The sequence below is a fragment of the Paenibacillus sp. USDA918EY genome (genome assembly GCF_009870825.1).
In the GTDB taxonomy this organism is placed as follows: Bacteria; Bacillota; Bacilli; order Paenibacillales; family Paenibacillaceae; genus Paenibacillus_AQ; species Paenibacillus_AQ albilobatus.
Genome location: NZ_WTWY01000019.1, coordinates 82,932 through 99,390, shown reverse-complemented (window position 1 = coordinate 99,390; position 16,459 = coordinate 82,932). Strand labels below are relative to the sequence as shown.

19 protein-coding genes are annotated in these 16,459 nt (G+C 52.3%); 11 read left to right on the top strand and 8 right to left on the bottom strand.

What is annotated here, in order from left to right; genetic code table 11:
• Positions 1–5: 5 nt before the first annotated feature.
• The 7 genes from GQY55_RS26630 to GQY55_RS26600 all read left to right on the top strand — a co-directional run bounded on the left by GQY55_RS26630 (position 6) and on the right by GQY55_RS26600 (position 5,988).
• Positions 6–419 carry a GNAT family N-acetyltransferase gene (locus GQY55_RS26630; RefSeq protein ID WP_236575887.1) on the top strand — a complete coding sequence of 138 codons (414 nt, stop codon included), beginning with the start codon at positions 6–8 and terminating at the stop codon, positions 417–419.
• A 167-nt stretch (positions 420–586) separates the two neighbouring features.
• The gene (locus tag GQY55_RS26625; RefSeq protein WP_160044944.1) at positions 587–1,075 is read left to right on the top strand and encodes a cysteine hydrolase family protein; all 489 of its coding nucleotides are present in this window, start codon (positions 587–589) and stop codon (positions 1,073–1,075) included.
• A 174-nt stretch (positions 1,076–1,249) separates the two neighbouring features.
• Complete coding sequence (locus GQY55_RS26620) at positions 1,250–1,831, top strand: TetR/AcrR family transcriptional regulator (protein WP_160044943.1); 582 nt, start codon at positions 1,250–1,252, stop codon at positions 1,829–1,831.
• Between the two features lie 107 nt (positions 1,832–1,938).
• Positions 1,939–3,369, top strand: a complete 1,431-nt coding sequence (locus GQY55_RS26615) for an MFS transporter (protein WP_160044942.1) — start codon at positions 1,939–1,941, stop codon at positions 3,367–3,369.
• Between the two features lie 37 nt (positions 3,370–3,406).
• Positions 3,407–4,267: an NmrA family NAD(P)-binding protein gene (locus tag GQY55_RS26610; protein WP_160044941.1), complete on the top strand. Its 861-nt coding sequence runs from the start codon at positions 3,407–3,409 to the stop codon at positions 4,265–4,267.
• A 117-nt stretch (positions 4,268–4,384) separates the two neighbouring features.
• Entirely contained in the window at positions 4,385–4,942 is a 558-nt protein-coding gene (locus GQY55_RS26605; protein ID WP_160044940.1) for a YdhK family protein, read from the top strand.
• Between the two features lie 362 nt (positions 4,943–5,304).
• Positions 5,305–5,988 (top strand): hypothetical protein, encoded by a 684-nt coding sequence (locus GQY55_RS26600; protein ID WP_236575886.1) that lies wholly within the window; start codon positions 5,305–5,307, stop codon positions 5,986–5,988.
• 81 nt (positions 5,989–6,069) lie between these two features.
• Here GQY55_RS26600 and GQY55_RS26595 read toward each other — a convergent pair whose 3' ends face one another.
• Positions 6,070–7,479, bottom strand: coding sequence for an amino acid permease (locus GQY55_RS26595; protein WP_160044939.1), 1,410 nt, complete (start codon positions 7,477–7,479; stop codon positions 6,070–6,072).
• A gap of 217 nt (positions 7,480–7,696) precedes the next feature.
• Here GQY55_RS26595 and GQY55_RS26590 point away from each other — a divergent pair, with 217 nt between their 5' ends.
• The 3 genes from GQY55_RS26590 to GQY55_RS26580 all read left to right on the top strand — a co-directional run bounded on the left by GQY55_RS26590 (position 7,697) and on the right by GQY55_RS26580 (position 9,359).
• The gene (locus tag GQY55_RS26590) at positions 7,697–7,984 is read left to right on the top strand and encodes a GNAT family N-acetyltransferase (RefSeq protein ID WP_160044938.1); all 288 of its coding nucleotides are present in this window, start codon (positions 7,697–7,699) and stop codon (positions 7,982–7,984) included.
• 21 nt (positions 7,985–8,005) lie between these two features.
• On the top strand, positions 8,006–8,827 hold the full coding sequence (locus tag GQY55_RS26585) for an NAD-dependent epimerase/dehydratase family protein (protein WP_160044937.1): 822 nt from the start codon (positions 8,006–8,008) through the stop codon (positions 8,825–8,827).
• Between the two features lie 280 nt (positions 8,828–9,107).
• Positions 9,108–9,359, top strand: a complete 252-nt coding sequence (locus tag GQY55_RS26580; protein WP_160044936.1) for a hypothetical protein — start codon at positions 9,108–9,110, stop codon at positions 9,357–9,359.
• Between the two features lie 183 nt (positions 9,360–9,542).
• Here GQY55_RS26580 and pqqE read toward each other — a convergent pair whose 3' ends face one another.
• Genes pqqE through pqqA form a run of 5 tightly spaced genes read right to left on the bottom strand, consistent with a single transcriptional unit; the run spans position 9,543 to position 12,719 of the window.
• The gene (gene pqqE, locus GQY55_RS26575) at positions 9,543–10,697 is read right to left on the bottom strand and encodes a pyrroloquinoline quinone biosynthesis protein PqqE (RefSeq protein ID WP_236575885.1); all 1,155 of its coding nucleotides are present in this window, start codon (positions 10,695–10,697) and stop codon (positions 9,543–9,545) included.
• Positions 10,688–10,966, bottom strand: a complete 279-nt coding sequence (gene pqqD / locus GQY55_RS26570; protein WP_160044935.1) for a pyrroloquinoline quinone biosynthesis peptide chaperone PqqD — start codon at positions 10,964–10,966, stop codon at positions 10,688–10,690. Before pqqD ends, pqqE begins: the two co-directional genes overlap by 10 nt.
• Positions 10,963–11,673: a pyrroloquinoline-quinone synthase PqqC gene (pqqC, locus tag GQY55_RS26565; protein ID WP_236575884.1), complete on the bottom strand. Its 711-nt coding sequence runs from the start codon at positions 11,671–11,673 to the stop codon at positions 10,963–10,965. Before pqqC ends, pqqD begins: the two co-directional genes overlap by 4 nt.
• A gap of 2 nt (positions 11,674–11,675) precedes the next feature.
• Positions 11,676–12,593: a pyrroloquinoline quinone biosynthesis protein PqqB gene (gene pqqB, locus GQY55_RS26560; protein ID WP_160044934.1), complete on the bottom strand. Its 918-nt coding sequence runs from the start codon at positions 12,591–12,593 to the stop codon at positions 11,676–11,678.
• A gap of 54 nt (positions 12,594–12,647) precedes the next feature.
• Positions 12,648–12,719 carry a pyrroloquinoline quinone precursor peptide PqqA gene (pqqA, locus tag GQY55_RS32170; RefSeq protein ID WP_136606915.1) on the bottom strand — a complete coding sequence of 24 codons (72 nt, stop codon included), beginning with the start codon at positions 12,717–12,719 and terminating at the stop codon, positions 12,648–12,650.
• Between the two features lie 237 nt (positions 12,720–12,956).
• Here pqqA and GQY55_RS26550 point away from each other — a divergent pair, with 237 nt between their 5' ends.
• Complete coding sequence (locus GQY55_RS26550) at positions 12,957–13,406, top strand: WGxxGxxG family protein (RefSeq protein ID WP_160044932.1); 450 nt, start codon at positions 12,957–12,959, stop codon at positions 13,404–13,406.
• 79 nt (positions 13,407–13,485) lie between these two features.
• On the opposite strand, the gene GQY55_RS26545 is transcribed toward GQY55_RS26550, so the two are convergent.
• On the bottom strand, positions 13,486–14,637 hold the full coding sequence (locus GQY55_RS26545) for a carboxypeptidase-like regulatory domain-containing protein (protein ID WP_236575883.1): 1,152 nt from the start codon (positions 14,635–14,637) through the stop codon (positions 13,486–13,488).
• A gap of 54 nt (positions 14,638–14,691) precedes the next feature.
• The gene (locus tag GQY55_RS26540; protein ID WP_160044930.1) at positions 14,692–16,428 is read right to left on the bottom strand and encodes a pyrroloquinoline quinone-dependent dehydrogenase; all 1,737 of its coding nucleotides are present in this window, start codon (positions 16,426–16,428) and stop codon (positions 14,692–14,694) included.
• Positions 16,429–16,459 lie beyond the last annotated feature (31 nt).

Genomic DNA, 16,459 nt, shown 5'->3' with positions numbered 1-16,459 from the left:
ACGCGGTGGATAAGCATTTTCAAATCGGTTACGAGCCTCCCGAAGCGGAAGAATACGCCAACCTTCGGGTTAAGGCGGGCCTCAGCGGCAAGGATATCGAAGCTTCCCGCAGGGGGCTGCCCAATTCCTTGTTCGTCGTTACGATCAGGATTGAAGGGGAATTGATCGGCATGGGCAGGGTCATCGGCGACGGCGGCTGCATGTTCCATGTCGTGGATATTGCCGTGTCCCCTGAACATCAAGGCCAAGGGCTGGGTAAACGAATCATGTCGGAAATTACGGCCTATTTGGACCGGCATGCCACGAAAGGGGCTTACGTCAGCTTGATGGCCGATGTGCCGGCCGACCGGCTGTATCAGCAGTACGGCTTCGAATACGGCGCCCCGGCATCCGTAGGCATGTACAAAAAGTACAATTGACGGGAGCCTGCATTACTGACCGAGAAAAGATGATTATAAAAAATCACTCCCGACTGCAGCAGGAGAGCGTATGGTACGATGATGTCAAATCGGCTTCAGAGATATTTTTTCGATACATATTTTGGATTCAAATACGTTAAGGTGACATTTTGGAAGGAGCGACCGCAATGAAAGTCGGCTTTTTAATTATCGATATGCAGACGATCCACCTTGAGAATTTGGATAACAAAATCATTAACCGGGCTTGCGAATATATCAACTATGTTTCGAATGTGCTTCGCCGGAACGGCCATGTCGTCGTACATGTCCAAGACATTGAAGGCATCGACGAATCCAATAAGGATTTATTTCGAACCATTCCGGAAATCCAGGTTGACGTTAATGACTTGATTCTAAACAAAGAACACTCGAGCGCATTTTGGAAGACGGATTTGGAACGAATGTTATCGGATCAAAATGTAGAATTGATCATCATTTCCGGATTCGCCGCAGAACAGTGCGTATTGTTTACTTACAACGGAGCCGTTGAAAGAGGGTTTAAACCGGTTATGTTGCAAAATGGAATCTTAAGCAATTCCCCTGACGTGATCGCCACGACCTACCGGGACAGGCATGTGATTTCTTACCCCGTCGTTGAATATTTAATCCAGAAATAAAATCGGGAAAATAAACGCCTCCAAATTCATTATTGACTGAACGATCCGGAAATGATAATATTCAGTTCATGAAGGAAAGGAGGCTTTGATTTGATTGTTTTAGACTGAACAGTCCGATAAGTTTGATCGACTTGCTGATTGCATGAAGAGATATAGAAAAGAGGTATCATTTACATGGCAAGAAACAAGGAATTCGATACGACCCTTGTCCTGCATAAAGCGATGGAAGTGTTTGGACATTACGGGTACGAAGGCACATCATTGCAAACCTTGCTTGACGGATTAGGGATCGCCCGCCAAAGTTTGTACGACACTTACGGTACGAAAAGAGATTTGTTCATCAAAGCGGTCAAACATTACGTTAACGAAAAGTCATCCGGCGTCGTAGCCCACTTGGAAGGCGGGGAGTCCGTAAAAAAAGCGATCGCCGAAATTTTTCGAACGATCGTGTCCGTGCTTCAGGATGAAGAGCGGCGCAGGGAATGTATGATTTTGCACAGCGCCATCGACCAAATCCCCCATGACCCGGACATTGCGGCGCTGTTTGAGCAAGACCGGTCGTGTTTGGAAAATGCGTTCCATGAAGCGCTGGTTCGCGCTCAAAACCAAGGGGAGATTAGCGTCGGCAAGGACCTGCATGTACTGGCGCGGTATTTGTATCATGCGAGATACGCGATGACGCAAGCGGCTAAACTAATGAACGATCCCAAGGAATTGGAGGAGATCGCCGCGGTTACGCTTTCGGTGCTGGATTGAAGAAGCGTCGTTTGACGTTTCCTTCATCCGGCCATTTCGGATCGATTGGTCAAAAAATCTAAATTAATCGGACTGTTTGGTCTATAATTATAAAAAGGAGAGTTTGCATGAATACAAGCAGGCATAAAGGTTTGGCGCTTATGATTCTCGCCGTATCCCAACTAATGTTGGCGTTGGATTACACGATTGTTTTTGTGGCATTGCCTTCGCTCGGAGCGGATTTAGGGTTTTCGGCCAATCATTTGCAGTGGGTCGTCAGCGCCTATTCGCTCGTGTACGGCGGATTTTTGCTGTTGGGAGGAAGATTGTCCGACATGGTGGGGCGGAGGCGGATGTTTATGATCGCCATTGCGCTCTTTGGCGTTGGTTCGCTCATCGGCGGTTTGGCGAGCTCCCAAGTGTTGCTCATTGTTGCCAGAGGGTTGCAGGGACTCGGCGGGGCGCTTCTGTCGCCGTCAACGCTGTCGCTGATCATGTCCAATTTTGACGAAGGCGCGGAGCGTAACCGGGCGATGAGCATTTGGGCGGCGATGGGAGGCGTGGGCCTGTCCCTCGGATTGCTGCTCGGCGGAATATTGACCAGCTATCTCGGCTGGGAGTTCACTTTTTTTGTTAATGTTCCGGTTTCCCTCATCGCCTTGATCCTTGCGCCATCCGTTCTGGTGGAAAGCAAAGCCGGACCCGGACATAAACATTTTGACGCACTCGGAACGATATCCGTCACCGGAGGAATGATCCTCCTCGTCTATTACTTGATCCAATCTCCGATTGAAGGCTGGCTGAGCATGGGGACGCTGCCGTTTGGACTGATCAGCGCAGCATTGTTCATCGGGTTTGCCGTCATTGAACGTTACGCGAAAGAACCGTTGGTTCCATTCCGATTATTCCGCAACCGCAATCTTTCCGGAGCGGCGTTAACTGCGGCCTTATTCTCGGCTTCCTTCGGAACGCTGTATTACTTTCTTACCTTATACACGCAGAATGTATTGCACTATTCGGCCATTCAGTCCGGTTTAAGCTTCTTGCCGCTCACGATCAGCGCTCTTCTGGGTTCGAGACTCATCAACAGGATGCTGGCTGCGGCAGGCACGGCCGGTACGATTGCCATCGGCATGGCTTTGGGCGGCATCGGCTTTATTCTGCTTACGCAACTTTCCGACAAGGGCACCGTGTGGGGAATGATTCCCGGCACCGTCATTATCGGCTTAGGGCAAGCGCTTGTGTTTACGACCATGTTCATTGCGGGCGGCACCGGTATTGAACCACGAGACCAAGGGGTGTCGTCGGCCATCGTTTCGACAGGCCAGCAAGTCGGCAGTTCGGTAGGGTTGGCCATCATTATGGCCATCATTTCCGCGAGCCTGGGATCAGACCTCAAGCTGGAAACTTTAAAGCCGGTCGACTTGAATCATGCGGTGCATATGGCATTTACCGTTGCCTTTGTCATAACATTGCTGGGCATTTTCATTGCTTTCATGACGCTTAAACAGAAAAAACGAACATCCAAGGTCAATAAACAAGGAATCTCTTCCCGTTAATATTTTGGACCGAACAATCTAAAAAGGAGCGAACCATATGAATCAAAATGAAAAAATTTTAATCACTGGAGCAAGCGGAAAAACAGGGAGCCGGATAGCCAAACGCCTAACGGATTTGGGTTATGCCATTCGAACGGCCGGCCGGGGCAAGTCGTTGCCAAACGGCGCCAATGAACACGTGATCTTTGATTGGTTCGACGAATCCACGCATGAGGCTGCTTTGAAGGACGTTGATAAGCTTTATTTGGTAGGTCCGATTGCCGTGATGGATCCTTCGGAAATCGTGATGCCGTTTTTGGAGAGAGCGCTCAAGACAGGCGTTCGCAGAATTGTGTTGCTCGGCAGCGCATCGATTCCCGAAGAGGGTCCGGTTTTTGGCAAGATCCACCGGGCTATACGTGAACTGGCGCCGGAATGGGCGGTGCTTCGGCCGTCCTATTTTATGCAAAATTTCGTGGACAGTCACGGCGCGCAAATTTTGAACGATGGGACCATCGTATCGGCAACCGGATCGGGAAGGGTCGGTTTTGTAGATGCCGACGATATTGCTGAAGTCGGTGTTAGGGCGCTGACCGATAAGCAGCCTCACAATACGGATCATATCATTACGGGGCCCGATTCTTTGACTTACGCCGAAGCGGGAGACATCATCGGCGCCGCGGCCGGGCGGACGATCCGTCACGTCAACGTGCCGACCCAAGAACTTGCGAATCGTTTTATGGCATTCGGGATGCCTCAAGATTACGCCCGTTTTCTTGCAGGGATGGATGAGGACATCAGACTTTATGGCAAGGAGGATCTGGTGACCGACACCGTGGAACGAATCACCGGACGCCCGCCGAAATCCCTGAAAAAGTTTGCCGAAGAACATGCCGCAAATTGGAAAACCGCCAAATAATCAAGCAATCAAAGAACATTTCGCCACCACGCCTATGAACCGGGTAATATTGGGTAAAAATGATAAAAGTCCCGGGTTTCCCGGTTTCGATTCAATACGAAAAGGTGTGTGACAACGATGAATAAAGTCTTCGCTTTTTTGGGCATCGCGGCCATGCTCGTTTTAAGCGGCTGCGACCATGCCGAAAAGGCAGCGGAAAGCGCCCCAACGGAAATGGATATGATGAGCATGCATCATTCCGATTCCGGCGAAATTCCGAAAGGTTTAAAAGAAGCCATGAGTCCGACCTATCATGTGGGAGAACATGTGGTCATCCACGCCAAGCATATGTCCGGCATGAACGGAGCGACAGGCAAAGTTGTGGGGGCCTATGATACGATAGCCTACTCTGTAACGTATACCCCGACGAACGGCGGTCAGCCGGTAAAGAACCATAAGTGGGTCATTCAGGAGGAGATCAAAGATGCCGGCAGCAAACCTTTGGACCAAGGTACGAAGGTAATACTTGAGGCCGATCATATGGAAGGCATGATGGGGGCGCAGGCTACAATCGATACGGCCAATCGGACGACGGTTTATATGGTGGATTACACGCCTGCGAAGGGCGGAGCCCCGGTGAAAAATCATAAGTGGGTCGTGGAAAGGGAACTTTCCGAAAGATTGTATAAAAGCTAAGCACCCGGACCAGCCGGTCTGAGGGAAACAATGGGGAGGTCCCGTCTCTGAAGAGACGGGATTTTTTCTATACTCAGAAGGTCTTCGCTTTTTGAGGCGTTGATGGGGAGGCGGGTTGAAGTGTCTATTCGGTTTTTGCCGGCACTATTCATTTCGTTTTGAATCATATTATACTTGAAAAGACAGCGCTGCGGCTGCTGGATTCAAGAGGGCGAATGCCGAATCAGTGCAAGTTGGGCAAGGAGCCTGCTTGCCAGGTAATACCGGGAGCGGCAAAATACATAGGGCAATCGCAACCATAGAGCCAAAACAACCACGATAGTCCGTGAACTACGGTCAGTTGTTACTATTTATGGAAGGAGATGGGGCAAATCAACACTCAGGAGTATGCGAAGTATTTGCTTGGTCTAATGGATGAGGAAGCGGACGGCGAAGAAATTGAGGACGTCGCGTTTTATGGCTATTTTCAGATGTACATGCCAAGCGGGAAAGGGGTGGAAGCCACCTTTTTGCCGCTTGAAAACGCGGCCGAGTATTTACGGCGGATCACCCCGATCTATGATATGCTCGATCCGGACGATTTTAGCGGAGACACTGTGCCGGGTTATTTTAACGGGAAAACCGTACATGTAGCCGAAGACGTGCTTAAAAATTATGGCGAACATTTGATTCGCGGGCTCAAGTATTTGTTGAAGGAACACGCGGATCTTGATGGCACGGAAGAAGCCGCGTCCTATTTGGACGGAATCGAAGAGGTCGTTGTTATTGCCCCAAGGGAGATCGAGGAACACCGCTCGCATGATCGGTATGATCCTATTGTTTATGAGGCGCTTTCCGACCTCGTGTCCGAACATACCGATTACGATGATCCCGTTCAGATCTTAAATGAAGCCTATTATTCGATCAACTGCGACTATTGGATTTCCTACTACCTGCAGTGGCATCGATACGGCCTGGAGGGGGACCCGCTTGCACCTTATTTTGAGTTGTACAGGCTTGGTTATTCGGCAGTTTTCTCCGGTCAGAAGCTGTTCATTGGTTCATAATTGAGAGATCGTTATTAATATACTCATTCAAAGGCGCCCATCGAAAGATGGACGCCTTATCCGCTATCAGCAGCACATGGCTTATACGGTCTTGCTGTTGGTTTTCCGATTCCGGAGCAGAAGCGGGTAAAAGAGAATGCCGCTGACGATAAGCGCGAGTCCAAGCAGGAACGTCTTCAGGTTCGCGGTTCCCGCCACGATGACCCATGCCGAATAAATGAAAGCCAGTACCCCGATGATCCCTTCGGATACTCTTTCCTTGCGTAAAGAGTAGGTTTCGCCCGTCCAAATCAGCTTAAGATGATATACCGATGCGATCAAATAAGGAACCAAATAAGCAAGCGTAGCGATATAAATGATAAAATCGAATGCTGCCGAGATGGAGCCCGACACCGTAGACAGAAGCAACAACTGTCCAAGCGCGTTCGAAATCCAAAGCGATGCTTTCGGCATGCCCATGTCGTTTTCTTTGGCGAACGACCGAAGAAACACGCCTTGTTTGGCCGCTTGAAACGGCACCTCGGCGCTAAGCAGCACCCAGCCGATCGTGGAGCCGAGCAAGCTGATCAGTCCAAGACCGGCCAGAAGCTTGCCGTAGACCGGGCCGATCGCGGCGGAAATGCCGTCCACCAGCGGGTTCTGGGAAGCCGCCAACTGATCCTGCGTCAGCAGGCCCATCGTCAGGACGCTGATTCCGACATAAAGAACGATGGAAATCAGCAGGCCGGCGATCGTCGCCCGGCGAATATCCTGCTTCCGGCGGGCGCGCGCCGCGAAAACCATGGCGGATTCCACGCCGATGAAAGCCCACAGGGTTGCGACGGCCGCCGCGTTCACCTGCGAGAGCAAACCGATTGTTTGGCCGCTGTCATTCGTGCGCGGAGCCAAAAACGGACCGATGTTGCTGTTCTGGAAAGTGAATAAAGCGATGACGATAAAAAGGATAAACCCGATCACTTTGGTCGCCGTGGCAATAAAATTCAACCGTCCCGCGCCTTTGATGCCTTTCAGGCAAATGGCATGCGTGCCCCACAGCAGCAGCGAACAGACGAGGAATGTCAGCGCGTTGCCGGCTTTTAACGTGAATCCGCCGACGGACAGCCATACCTTGCCGCTTGTCAGCACGGGAAAAAAGGTGGACAAATAACTCGCAAACGTCGTGATCACGGCCACAAAGCCGGCGATATTGCCGACCCAGTAGCCCCAGGTCGACATAAATCCTGCGAGAAGGGAACCAAGCGATCCTTCGCGGAACAGCTCTTTCGCATAAATTTGGGGGCCGCCGGTAAGCTCGGGCTTGCGGACCGCCAGACTGCCGAAAACAAGCGCGAGCATCAGAACGCCGAGCCCCGTCGCGGCCCATGCCAGAAGAACACCGGCCGGGCTGGCCGCTTCCGACAGGGAACGGGGAAGCATAAAGATGCCTGAACCGACCATGTTGCCAACCACAAGGGCGGTCAGGATCCAGAAGCCTAATTTGTGTCTGGTCATGATGTTAAACTCCTTTAGCATTGATGATGGAAATTTAAGTCGCATATAAAAAAAACACTGACAGGTACTAATAATACACTTTCTTCTGGTAAAGCACCAGAGTAAATTTTAGGCGAACCGATTTTTTCCTGCGAAGTACTCCCGAATGTTTCGCTGTATCGGGGAACGGGGAAGAATACAAGAGATGTTGATAAATGGAATAAGGAGGGTAAACCCCATGCGAGAGATACGGGAAGCGGACCACGGATACGTCATGGTCGAAGATGGGCGGGAAGTTGCGGAAATCACGTTTCAGCCGATCGATGAACGGACAGTGATGATTGACCATACCTTTGTCTCGGAAGAGCTTCGTGGGCAGAGGGTCGGCGATCAGCTCGTGAAGGCCGTAGTGGATTGGGCCAGGAAGGAAGGCAAACGGATCGTTCCTGCTTGTTCGTTTGCTTTGGTACAATTTAAACGGCATAAGGACTACAAGGATGTGTGGCATCAGGAAGAAAAAGCTTGATCAATCAAAGGGGGGCAAGGCATGCGGCGAAAAATTCTGATCACCGGAGCAGCCGGCCGGATCGGAAGCTGCCTGGCTGAAGGGTTGCGGTCATCAAACCGGTACGACGTGATCGCGACCGACGTCAATGCGGACCCGGGCGGCGGAATCATCAAGCTGGACATGACGGATGCGCCGGCGGTGGAAGCTGCGCTTCAGGGCGTGGATACGGTGCTTCATTTTGGCTGGGCAAAGGATGAGGGGGATTTTCTCGGCAAGGTTCTTCCCGTAAACGTTGCCGGGGCCTATCACGTATACGAAGGCGCCCGCAAAGGAGGCGTCGCAAGGGTGATCTTCGCGAGCTCCAACCATGCGACAGGATTTTGCAGAGTGGGTGAAAAGGTCGCGCCGCTAGACCATAGGCCCGACAGCTTTTACGGATTGAGCAAAAGTTATATCGAACTGCTGGGCCGCTTTTATGCGGATCAATACGGCATTTCCTCTTTCAACATTCGTATCGGGAACTTCCCGGTCGATGACCGTCCGCATTCGGAACGGGCTGCGCATATCTGGATTTCGCGCCGTGATATGGTGCATTTGGCGGAGTGCTGCATCGAGGCCGACCCCTCGATAAAGTTTCTTACCCTGTACGGCACGTCCGCCAACGACGGGAATTATTATGACATCGGTTACTTGACCGAACTTATCGGCTATCGACCAAGTGATAACGCGGCGGAGGTGCCGGCAATCCAAACACCCGGAGAAAAAGATATGAAGCATGACATCGGCGAATTCCAGGGAGGACCAAACGTCCGCATGGCTGAGCGATGTGTCGAAACATCGGGCGGCGAACGCCGAGATTGAACAAATGATGCACTTCAAGACAATCTTCTTGGTTTTAGAGCATAATCGATTTTGTCCCCAACATATAATCGGTCTAGGTAAGCAAAAACGGTTTATGTCCGCAAACATTTGTCGGCAAGGGTCGAGGCATGCAGCCATGCACCCGGTATCTGGAAAGAAGCCGAAAGGAAAAACAAGGTATTTGGCATAGCTCGGCAAGTTTTGTTTCCGCATTCATCGACACGGCAAATGTAAGCTTCAGCCTCGATGTAAGGCCAGTTTATCAATGGAGGTATGGGGAATGGGGAAAATTCACTTAAAATCTTCCGTAAAAGGTGCCATAACGGGAGCTTCGATGACCGGCGGATGGTTGCTGGCGGACCTGCTGCTTCCGGAGCCGTGGGGGGACGTCGCGTTGTTCGCGGCGATGGCGGTACTGAATATAGGTATCGGCTGGAAAATCGGCAAAATGTTTGAAAGGCAGGAGGCCGAAAGAGGAGTGGCCGAAGCGGTGGAAACAAAGGCGGCGGCCGGCCTTGAATCCCATTCCTAGGATTGGGAGCGATGGCCTCATGTTGAAATATAACATTCGATTTGCCCGGAAATAGGCAAAAGATAAGGAGCCGTTGATGAGTCATCGGCTCCTTATCTTTTGTATAAATTACTTTTTCATCATGACAGTTCAGTAGACTGCCCTCGGCATAATCGTTATCAAAATGATGCCCACGTTGCCCGATCAAGGCTGTTCAAGTGACGTTTTTCCGTTTAGCGTCGGCCTGCCGCGATAGGAATAGAAGGGGAAAAGCGGATCAGCCCCGGAATCCGTTCGTTCATGGTCTTCGGTGTTTGTATCGTTTATAGAGGAAATGATTCCGGTAATGATTCCATGGTGAGGGGACCGGCTGCATACCGGATCGGCTTGCTGCGAATCGCCTGTCAATAGAAAGGCCTGGCAGCGGCATCCCCCGAAATCCCGGAAACGGTGCTCGCAGCTCCGGCATGGCTCAACCATCCAGTCAAACCCGCGGTATGCATTGAAGGATGGGGATTCCTCCCAAATCCATTTTAAGCTTTTTTCTTTCACGGACTCGAATTTCATCGTTTGAATGCCGGATGCCGCCATGCAGGGCAACACCCTTCCATCCGGCGTTACGGTCATCGAGATGCTGCTCCATCCGCCCATGCAAGGCTTTGGGAAATCTTCATAATAATCCGGAATGACCCAAATCAGTTCGATTTGCCGGCCGTAACGCGCCTTGGCGCGCGCATATGCTTCCTCGGCGGCGGCCAACTGCGCTTTCGTAGGGAGAAGGTGCTGACGGTTCAATAGAGCCCAACCGTAGTATTGGGCATTAGCAAGCTCCAAACGTTCAGCTCCCCATGATACGCAAAGCTCGATCATTTCCTCCACTGCATGTATATTTTGCCTGTGCAGCACGACATTCATATGTAAAGGCAGTCCCGCCTCCCGGATCCATGCCGCGGTTCTTTTTTTGTATTCATGGGCAAAAGATCCCGCGATCGCATCGCCGAGTTCGGCCGTTGGCGCTTGAACGCTAAGTTGGATGCTATCGATGCCCGCATGCGCAAGCTGCCGAATGCGTTTTTCCGTAACTCCCACACCGCTCGTGATCAAATTGACATAAAGGTCCAGTTCGCGGGCCCGTTTAATGATCCGATCCACATCCGGCCTCAATAGCGGTTCCCCGCCCGTGAGGTGGACCTGCACGATCCCCAGGTCTGCTGCTTCTTCCAATATGTTGATCCAATCCGGGGTCGTAAGCTCGCGTTCCCTTTTTTGAAGTTCGATCGGATTCGAGCAGTAAACGCAATGAAGGGGGCAGCGATGCGTAAGTTCGGCCGTAAGGGCGTAGGGGATGTTTATTTCCAAGGTTCCACCCACCCTCTGTCCGCCGCCTGCGCCAGAAAATCAAGAACATCCGCTTCCAGATCGGACTGATTGTATTTCGACTCCAGTTCCTCGATAATCTGGCCAACCGTCCGTTCGCCGTCGCACAGCCACAGGATCGCACCCGCCGTGGGATTCAGGCGCACGACGCGTTCCGGAAGAAGCAGCAAATCGGTTTGCCTTGCTTTATCGAATTTCAGCCGGGCCGGGTTTCGCAGCCTGATTTGCTCCGACAGCTCCCAACGCATCATCGTCCGTTCTCCGCATCCGGATAAGCCAAACTTAACGCATCCAAAATGGCCCATAATACGTCGCATTTAAAATGAAGCGCAGCGATGGCTTGATCCTGGTCCCGGCGATCCCTGCATTCGCGCAATACGAGTTCGAGCCCGTGATCCGCGTCGCGGGGAGCCTGGTGCAGCCTTGCTTTAAAATACTCCAGCCCTTCCGGCCGAATCCATGGATAGAGCCGTTCAAACACGGCGATCCGGTGCGAAATGAGAATGGGCGCAAACAGCTCCGTCAACGAAGACGCAACGGCTTCGAGCCACGGTTTGTGGCGGCAGAAGTTGACGTAGGCATCCACCGCGAAGCGGACGGCCGGGAGCACATGGCGCTCGTCGAGCATTTCCTCCCTCGGAATGCCGACGGCTTCGCCGAGACGGATCCAGGCTTCGATTCCGCCCTCATGTTCCGCCGTTCCGTCATGGTCCATAATGCGCTGAATCCATTGGCGCCGATCTTCCTTGGTCGGCAGTTTCGACAGGATGATCGCGTCCTTAACGGGGATGTTTTTTTGGTAATAAAACCGGTTCGCTACCCAAGCCCGAAGCTGTTCCGGACTCAGCTTACCTTCATGCATGCGGATATGATAAGGATGTTTATCATGGTATCGTAGCTCCCCGACTTCCTTCAGCCTCATCGTTAATTCTTCATTGGACAGCAAATAGTTGCTCACGTTTAGACCTCCAATTCCAAACCATCGTAACCAACCTCGATTCCGAGCGCCCTTAGGCAGCGGTATTCCGAAGAATCTTCGTGAAGTATCGGGTTGGTGTTGTTGATGTGCACGTAAATTTTGCGGCCTGCCGATAGGTTGGCGAGGCGTTCAAGGCTTCCGCCCGGACCGGCGATCGGAAGATGTCCCATGTCACTCGCCTTCAATTCGGAGATGCCCAACGTGTTAAGCTCATCCGATTGCCAAAAGGTTCCGTCCATCAAAATGCAGTCGGCATTCTCCGAATGCCGGTCCAGTTCATCCGTCCATGATTCCACTCCGGGCGCGTATACAACGCTGCCCCCCGTCCGTTGGTCCTCGATGCGGTATCCGATCACCCAAGGGGAGAGAGGGCCGGGTTCTTTTTTATCCGGGACGGCTGCATACCTGGGAGGTTTTCCGCCCAAATAAAACGGGTGTATGATTAGTCTCCCCCCAAAAAGTGGAAAAGATTCGTCCAGCTTCACTTCAGACCATGTGAACGCTGCATAAGGCCCAAGCATTTGCCGGATCGGGAAGGGGCCTTCAAGAGCTCGCAAAACAGGGGACGCTGCATACACCTCTATTTCTGCGGATTCCCTTAAATGCAGCAGTCCGATCGTATGGTCAAGCTCGGCATCCGTAAGCAGCACGGCGAAGATCGGAGTGCCGCGCACCTTGCCACCGGGCTGAAGTTCGGCGTGGGAAACGATTTGGGCATGAATGTCCGGAGTGGCGTTCAAAAGAACCCACGCCTTGCCGTCATCGCTGACGGCTAGTGAGTTATGCGTCCGGGCGCGATAAATGCGACGATCCGCCCGCACGCCGCGGCAATTCGGGCAGTTGCAGTTCCATTGCGGAAAACCTCCTCCCGCCGCGGATCCCAGCACCTTCACAAACATGTTCCTTCCTCCTCAAAAAACAGATGCCGGATTTCTCCGGCATGTTCTCGATACTTACTTTTGGTACGCATATGCGGTTACCTCGGCACATACCTCAATGACCTCAAACTCCGGCTTAACCCACATTTCGCTCACCCCCTGGAGATCATGCTCTTCCATTGTTCATGAAGAGAAGAGACTGTAGCATCATTGTTTATATCCTATGTTACGTTTTGACATTGTATAACAATAACCAACGTGCCGCGCCTGAGGTGTTCCAGGTCAGAATCGGCTGCAGGCGGGTTCATCATTGCATAAGAACGGGGGCGATGCGGCACAATAACGCAAGGCATAAAATCCACATTTGCAAAAGGTAGGTACCTTATGAAAAGACATATCAAAAGCGGCTTCATGGCCGCAGCCCTGTCTTTGATGCTGACGGTTCCGGCCTATGCCCATACGGCGACGGAGGACGGCGGCAACGGCGGGATGGGCAACGGAATGGGAACCGTGGGGACAAAAGCGTACGATGGTTCCCGTTACAGAATCAACGAAGTCGGGACTACATCGAATTATGATGTCAGCGTTTATGGAACAGGAACCGGCAGCCAATACTGGAATACGAATAACCAAATGATCGATACAAGCAGAATTCAAACCAATAATTACACCGGATACGGCACGAATACGCTCAATGGCAACACGGATAACAGATTGCGCGCAGCTTCAACCCCAACGGACCGGGGCGGCTGGAACTGGGGATGGCTTGGCCTGCTCGGTTTGATCGGACTAGCGGGAATGTGGGGCCGAAACCCGGGGCGCGAGCGCAGATAATTTTGCAGGCGAACAGATGAAAAATGAATTTTGCTCAATACTGCGGAAGCCCTGACCTATGTCAGGGCTTTTTCGATGTTTACATCATCGGCGTTATATTCTTCGGATCTTCTTCGGCAGGTTGAAAGTAATGCGGGGGGAGCGAATCTCCCGTAGTTAGGCTGCCCTCCACGAATTTTGAAGCCGTCGTTTCGAAAAACGCCGGTTTCTGCTCCCATATTTTTTTCGAAACCGTGATGACAAAACGTCCTTGCTTGTCCGGAATCGTGGCGGTATACGGAACCTCTTTCGGGAGGTTTAATCCGACCAGAACCCCGGTGTACATGGCTCCCGCAGACGTTACGCTGACCAGGTTCGGGGGTTTGTCGTCGATGACCGTGCCTTTTTTGGGCAACGTGATATCGATCTCCACGCTTGTCTGTTCCGGCATTTTGAATACTCTGCCTTCCGGAAGCGTGTATCGTTTCGTCCCGACCGTAACCGACAAATGGGTATCCTCGTCCTCAGGCCAATAATATATGGAATAGTTGCCGTTCCGGTCGGTCGGCGTGGACTTTCCGAACCCTTCGCCTTTGTCCCGGTCAAACCAGACGACGGCATTTTCGACCGGTTTGCCGTCCGCATCCTTCACGACGCCTCCCATACGATATTTATCGACTTGAAAAAAGGAAACGACATCGCCTTTGCCGGGGATGACCTGCCCGTGAACGCGAACCTGCGAGTCGTCTTGGGGAGAATCTTCGACATGGGTAACGCGAATCGGATAATAAACGCTGACCGTTGCGGAAGCCGATTGAAGCGACTTTGTCATATCTTCCGTAAGCCGTTTGCCGGAAACGGTCGCTTGATCGAGCGAGGTTACGTTGACTTTGATGTCGGATAGCAGGCTTTGGTCGAGGGTGTTCTTGAACGAGCCGTCCTTACCGGTCATGACATGAGTTGCCGTGTTGCTTGGATGCAGCATGCCGTTCGCCACCGGCCGATCATCGATCAGCAGCTTCCCTTTTACGGAAGTCATGTGGGACCCGTCGGACTTCCATTGCTTGATCGGGAACACAGGCTGGTCGATTTCAAGCCGAACGTCGTGTTTCGTCCCTGGTGATGACGGTAGTGCTTCAGTGGCGTGCCGGGATGAGTGCCCGGCGCAGCCGGCAAGTGTTACGGCCAACAGGAGTGACATGGATATTCGATAGAGTTGTTTCATCGTTGGTGTTTGTGCCCCTTTCTTCATGGCAACGGGGTAAGCCAGAAACAGCTTTACCCCGTAAGATGCCTTGATCGGTTATTATTTTGACTGATGCGCGTTCGTGTCCTCCGCGGTGCCTGCTTGCCCCTGCGTTTTGTCTCCGCCAAGCCCGAACACGAATACCTTCGGCGTCGTTCCGCCGGTGGTGAATGCCATATATTGTTTGTCATCCACGGTAAAAATCGCCGGAGCGGCTTGTACGCTATCGCCTGTCGTTTGGAAGGTCCAAATGACTTTTCCCGATTTAATGTCAAGCGCGTTTATTTTTCCGTCCAACTCGCCATAGAACGCGAGCCCGGTTGCCGTGCTGGTAAAACCTCCGCGCATCGGGTCTTTGGTTTTGATCTGGTATGCCTTTTTGCCGGTATTTACGTCCATCGCGGTGATCGTTCCGTAAGGAACGTCGTTGGATGGCGCCAGCTCCGATGTGCCGAATGCGGCAGCTCCCGGCGCATTGGGCGTCGAAGCTTCGTCCTGGCTTTTTGCCGATTTGATGACGGCGCCTTGTTCGATCCCCGGGATCAGCACGTAATTGGTTTTTGGATCGTACGTTTCGGGGGCGTAGTTTTCACCGCCAAGCACGCCCGGATAAACGGTCACGCCTTCGGGCGTCGGTTTCGGATGAGCGATCTTTGCGAAAGGAATGCCGTCCCAGATCACTTTCCCGGTTTTCGCATCCCAAGCATACCATTGTCCGGATTTCCCGCCTTGTACGACAATCTTTTGTTTCTTTCCTTTGACGGTGGCATCCAGAATCATCGGAGAGGCGGCGGCATCGTAGTCCCAAAGGTCATGGCTGATTTCCTGCTTCGCCCAGATCAGTTTGCCCGTGGCGGCATCAACGGCTACGACCGAATCCGTATGGGGATTGGCGCCCGGTCTCGATTCGCCGTAAAAGTCAGGCGCGGGGTTGCCGACAGCAAAGTACATGATGCCCGTCTCTTCGTCGATGGCCGGAGGATTCCAGACCGCTCCGCCCCCTTGGAACTTGCTGTTTGCTAGCCAGCCTTGCCCTTTGGGAGGAACCGTCCAAAAAGGGGTATCCCACGCCGGCGTCAAATCGCTTGCCTTGTACGCGTTCACGAAGCCGCGGATGCCGTTGTCGCCGCCGCTGCTGCCGATATAAATATTCCCCTTATAATACACGGGGGCCGTCGTCTCGTAATAACCGTTCTCCAAGGTTACGCCTTTGACGGAGTCGGAGATCGGAACCATTTTGATGAGCTTGCCCGTTTTTTGGTCCAAAGAAACGATATGGTTGTCGACGGTGAGCATGAACACTTTGCCTTCGCCTACAGCGACTCCGCGGTTCGCGATGATCCCCGCCTTGCTGAAGTTCGCGGCCTGTTCCGCGGAGGGTTTCCAATGCCAGATCTGGCCGCCGGTGACCGCATCGAAGGCAAACACCTGATTTCCGGCTGTCGTAATGTAAACCACGCCGTCGACGACGACAGGGTAACATTGGTTTCCGTTTTTGACGTCCTTGTCCAACGCTTTAAGATCCGCGCTCCAAATGACGCCCAAATCTTTGACGTTCTCGGCGGTCACTTCCTTATAAGGTACATGGCGCGTATTTTTCAAATCAAAGCCGTACGTGCCGAAGTTTTTAAAAGAAGTCCCCGTTACTTTTGCCGGCGCAGCCGGCGGAGTGCTCTTGGACGGCGTCGCTGGCGCAGGCTCGGAAGGGGTGGTTTTGTTCGTACTTGTACCGCAGCCGCTTATCACAACACTTGCGCTTAAAATGGCAATACCGATCTTGAAGTAAGTTGTTTTCATCGGAGCAATCTCCTTTTGTGTTATTCAGATA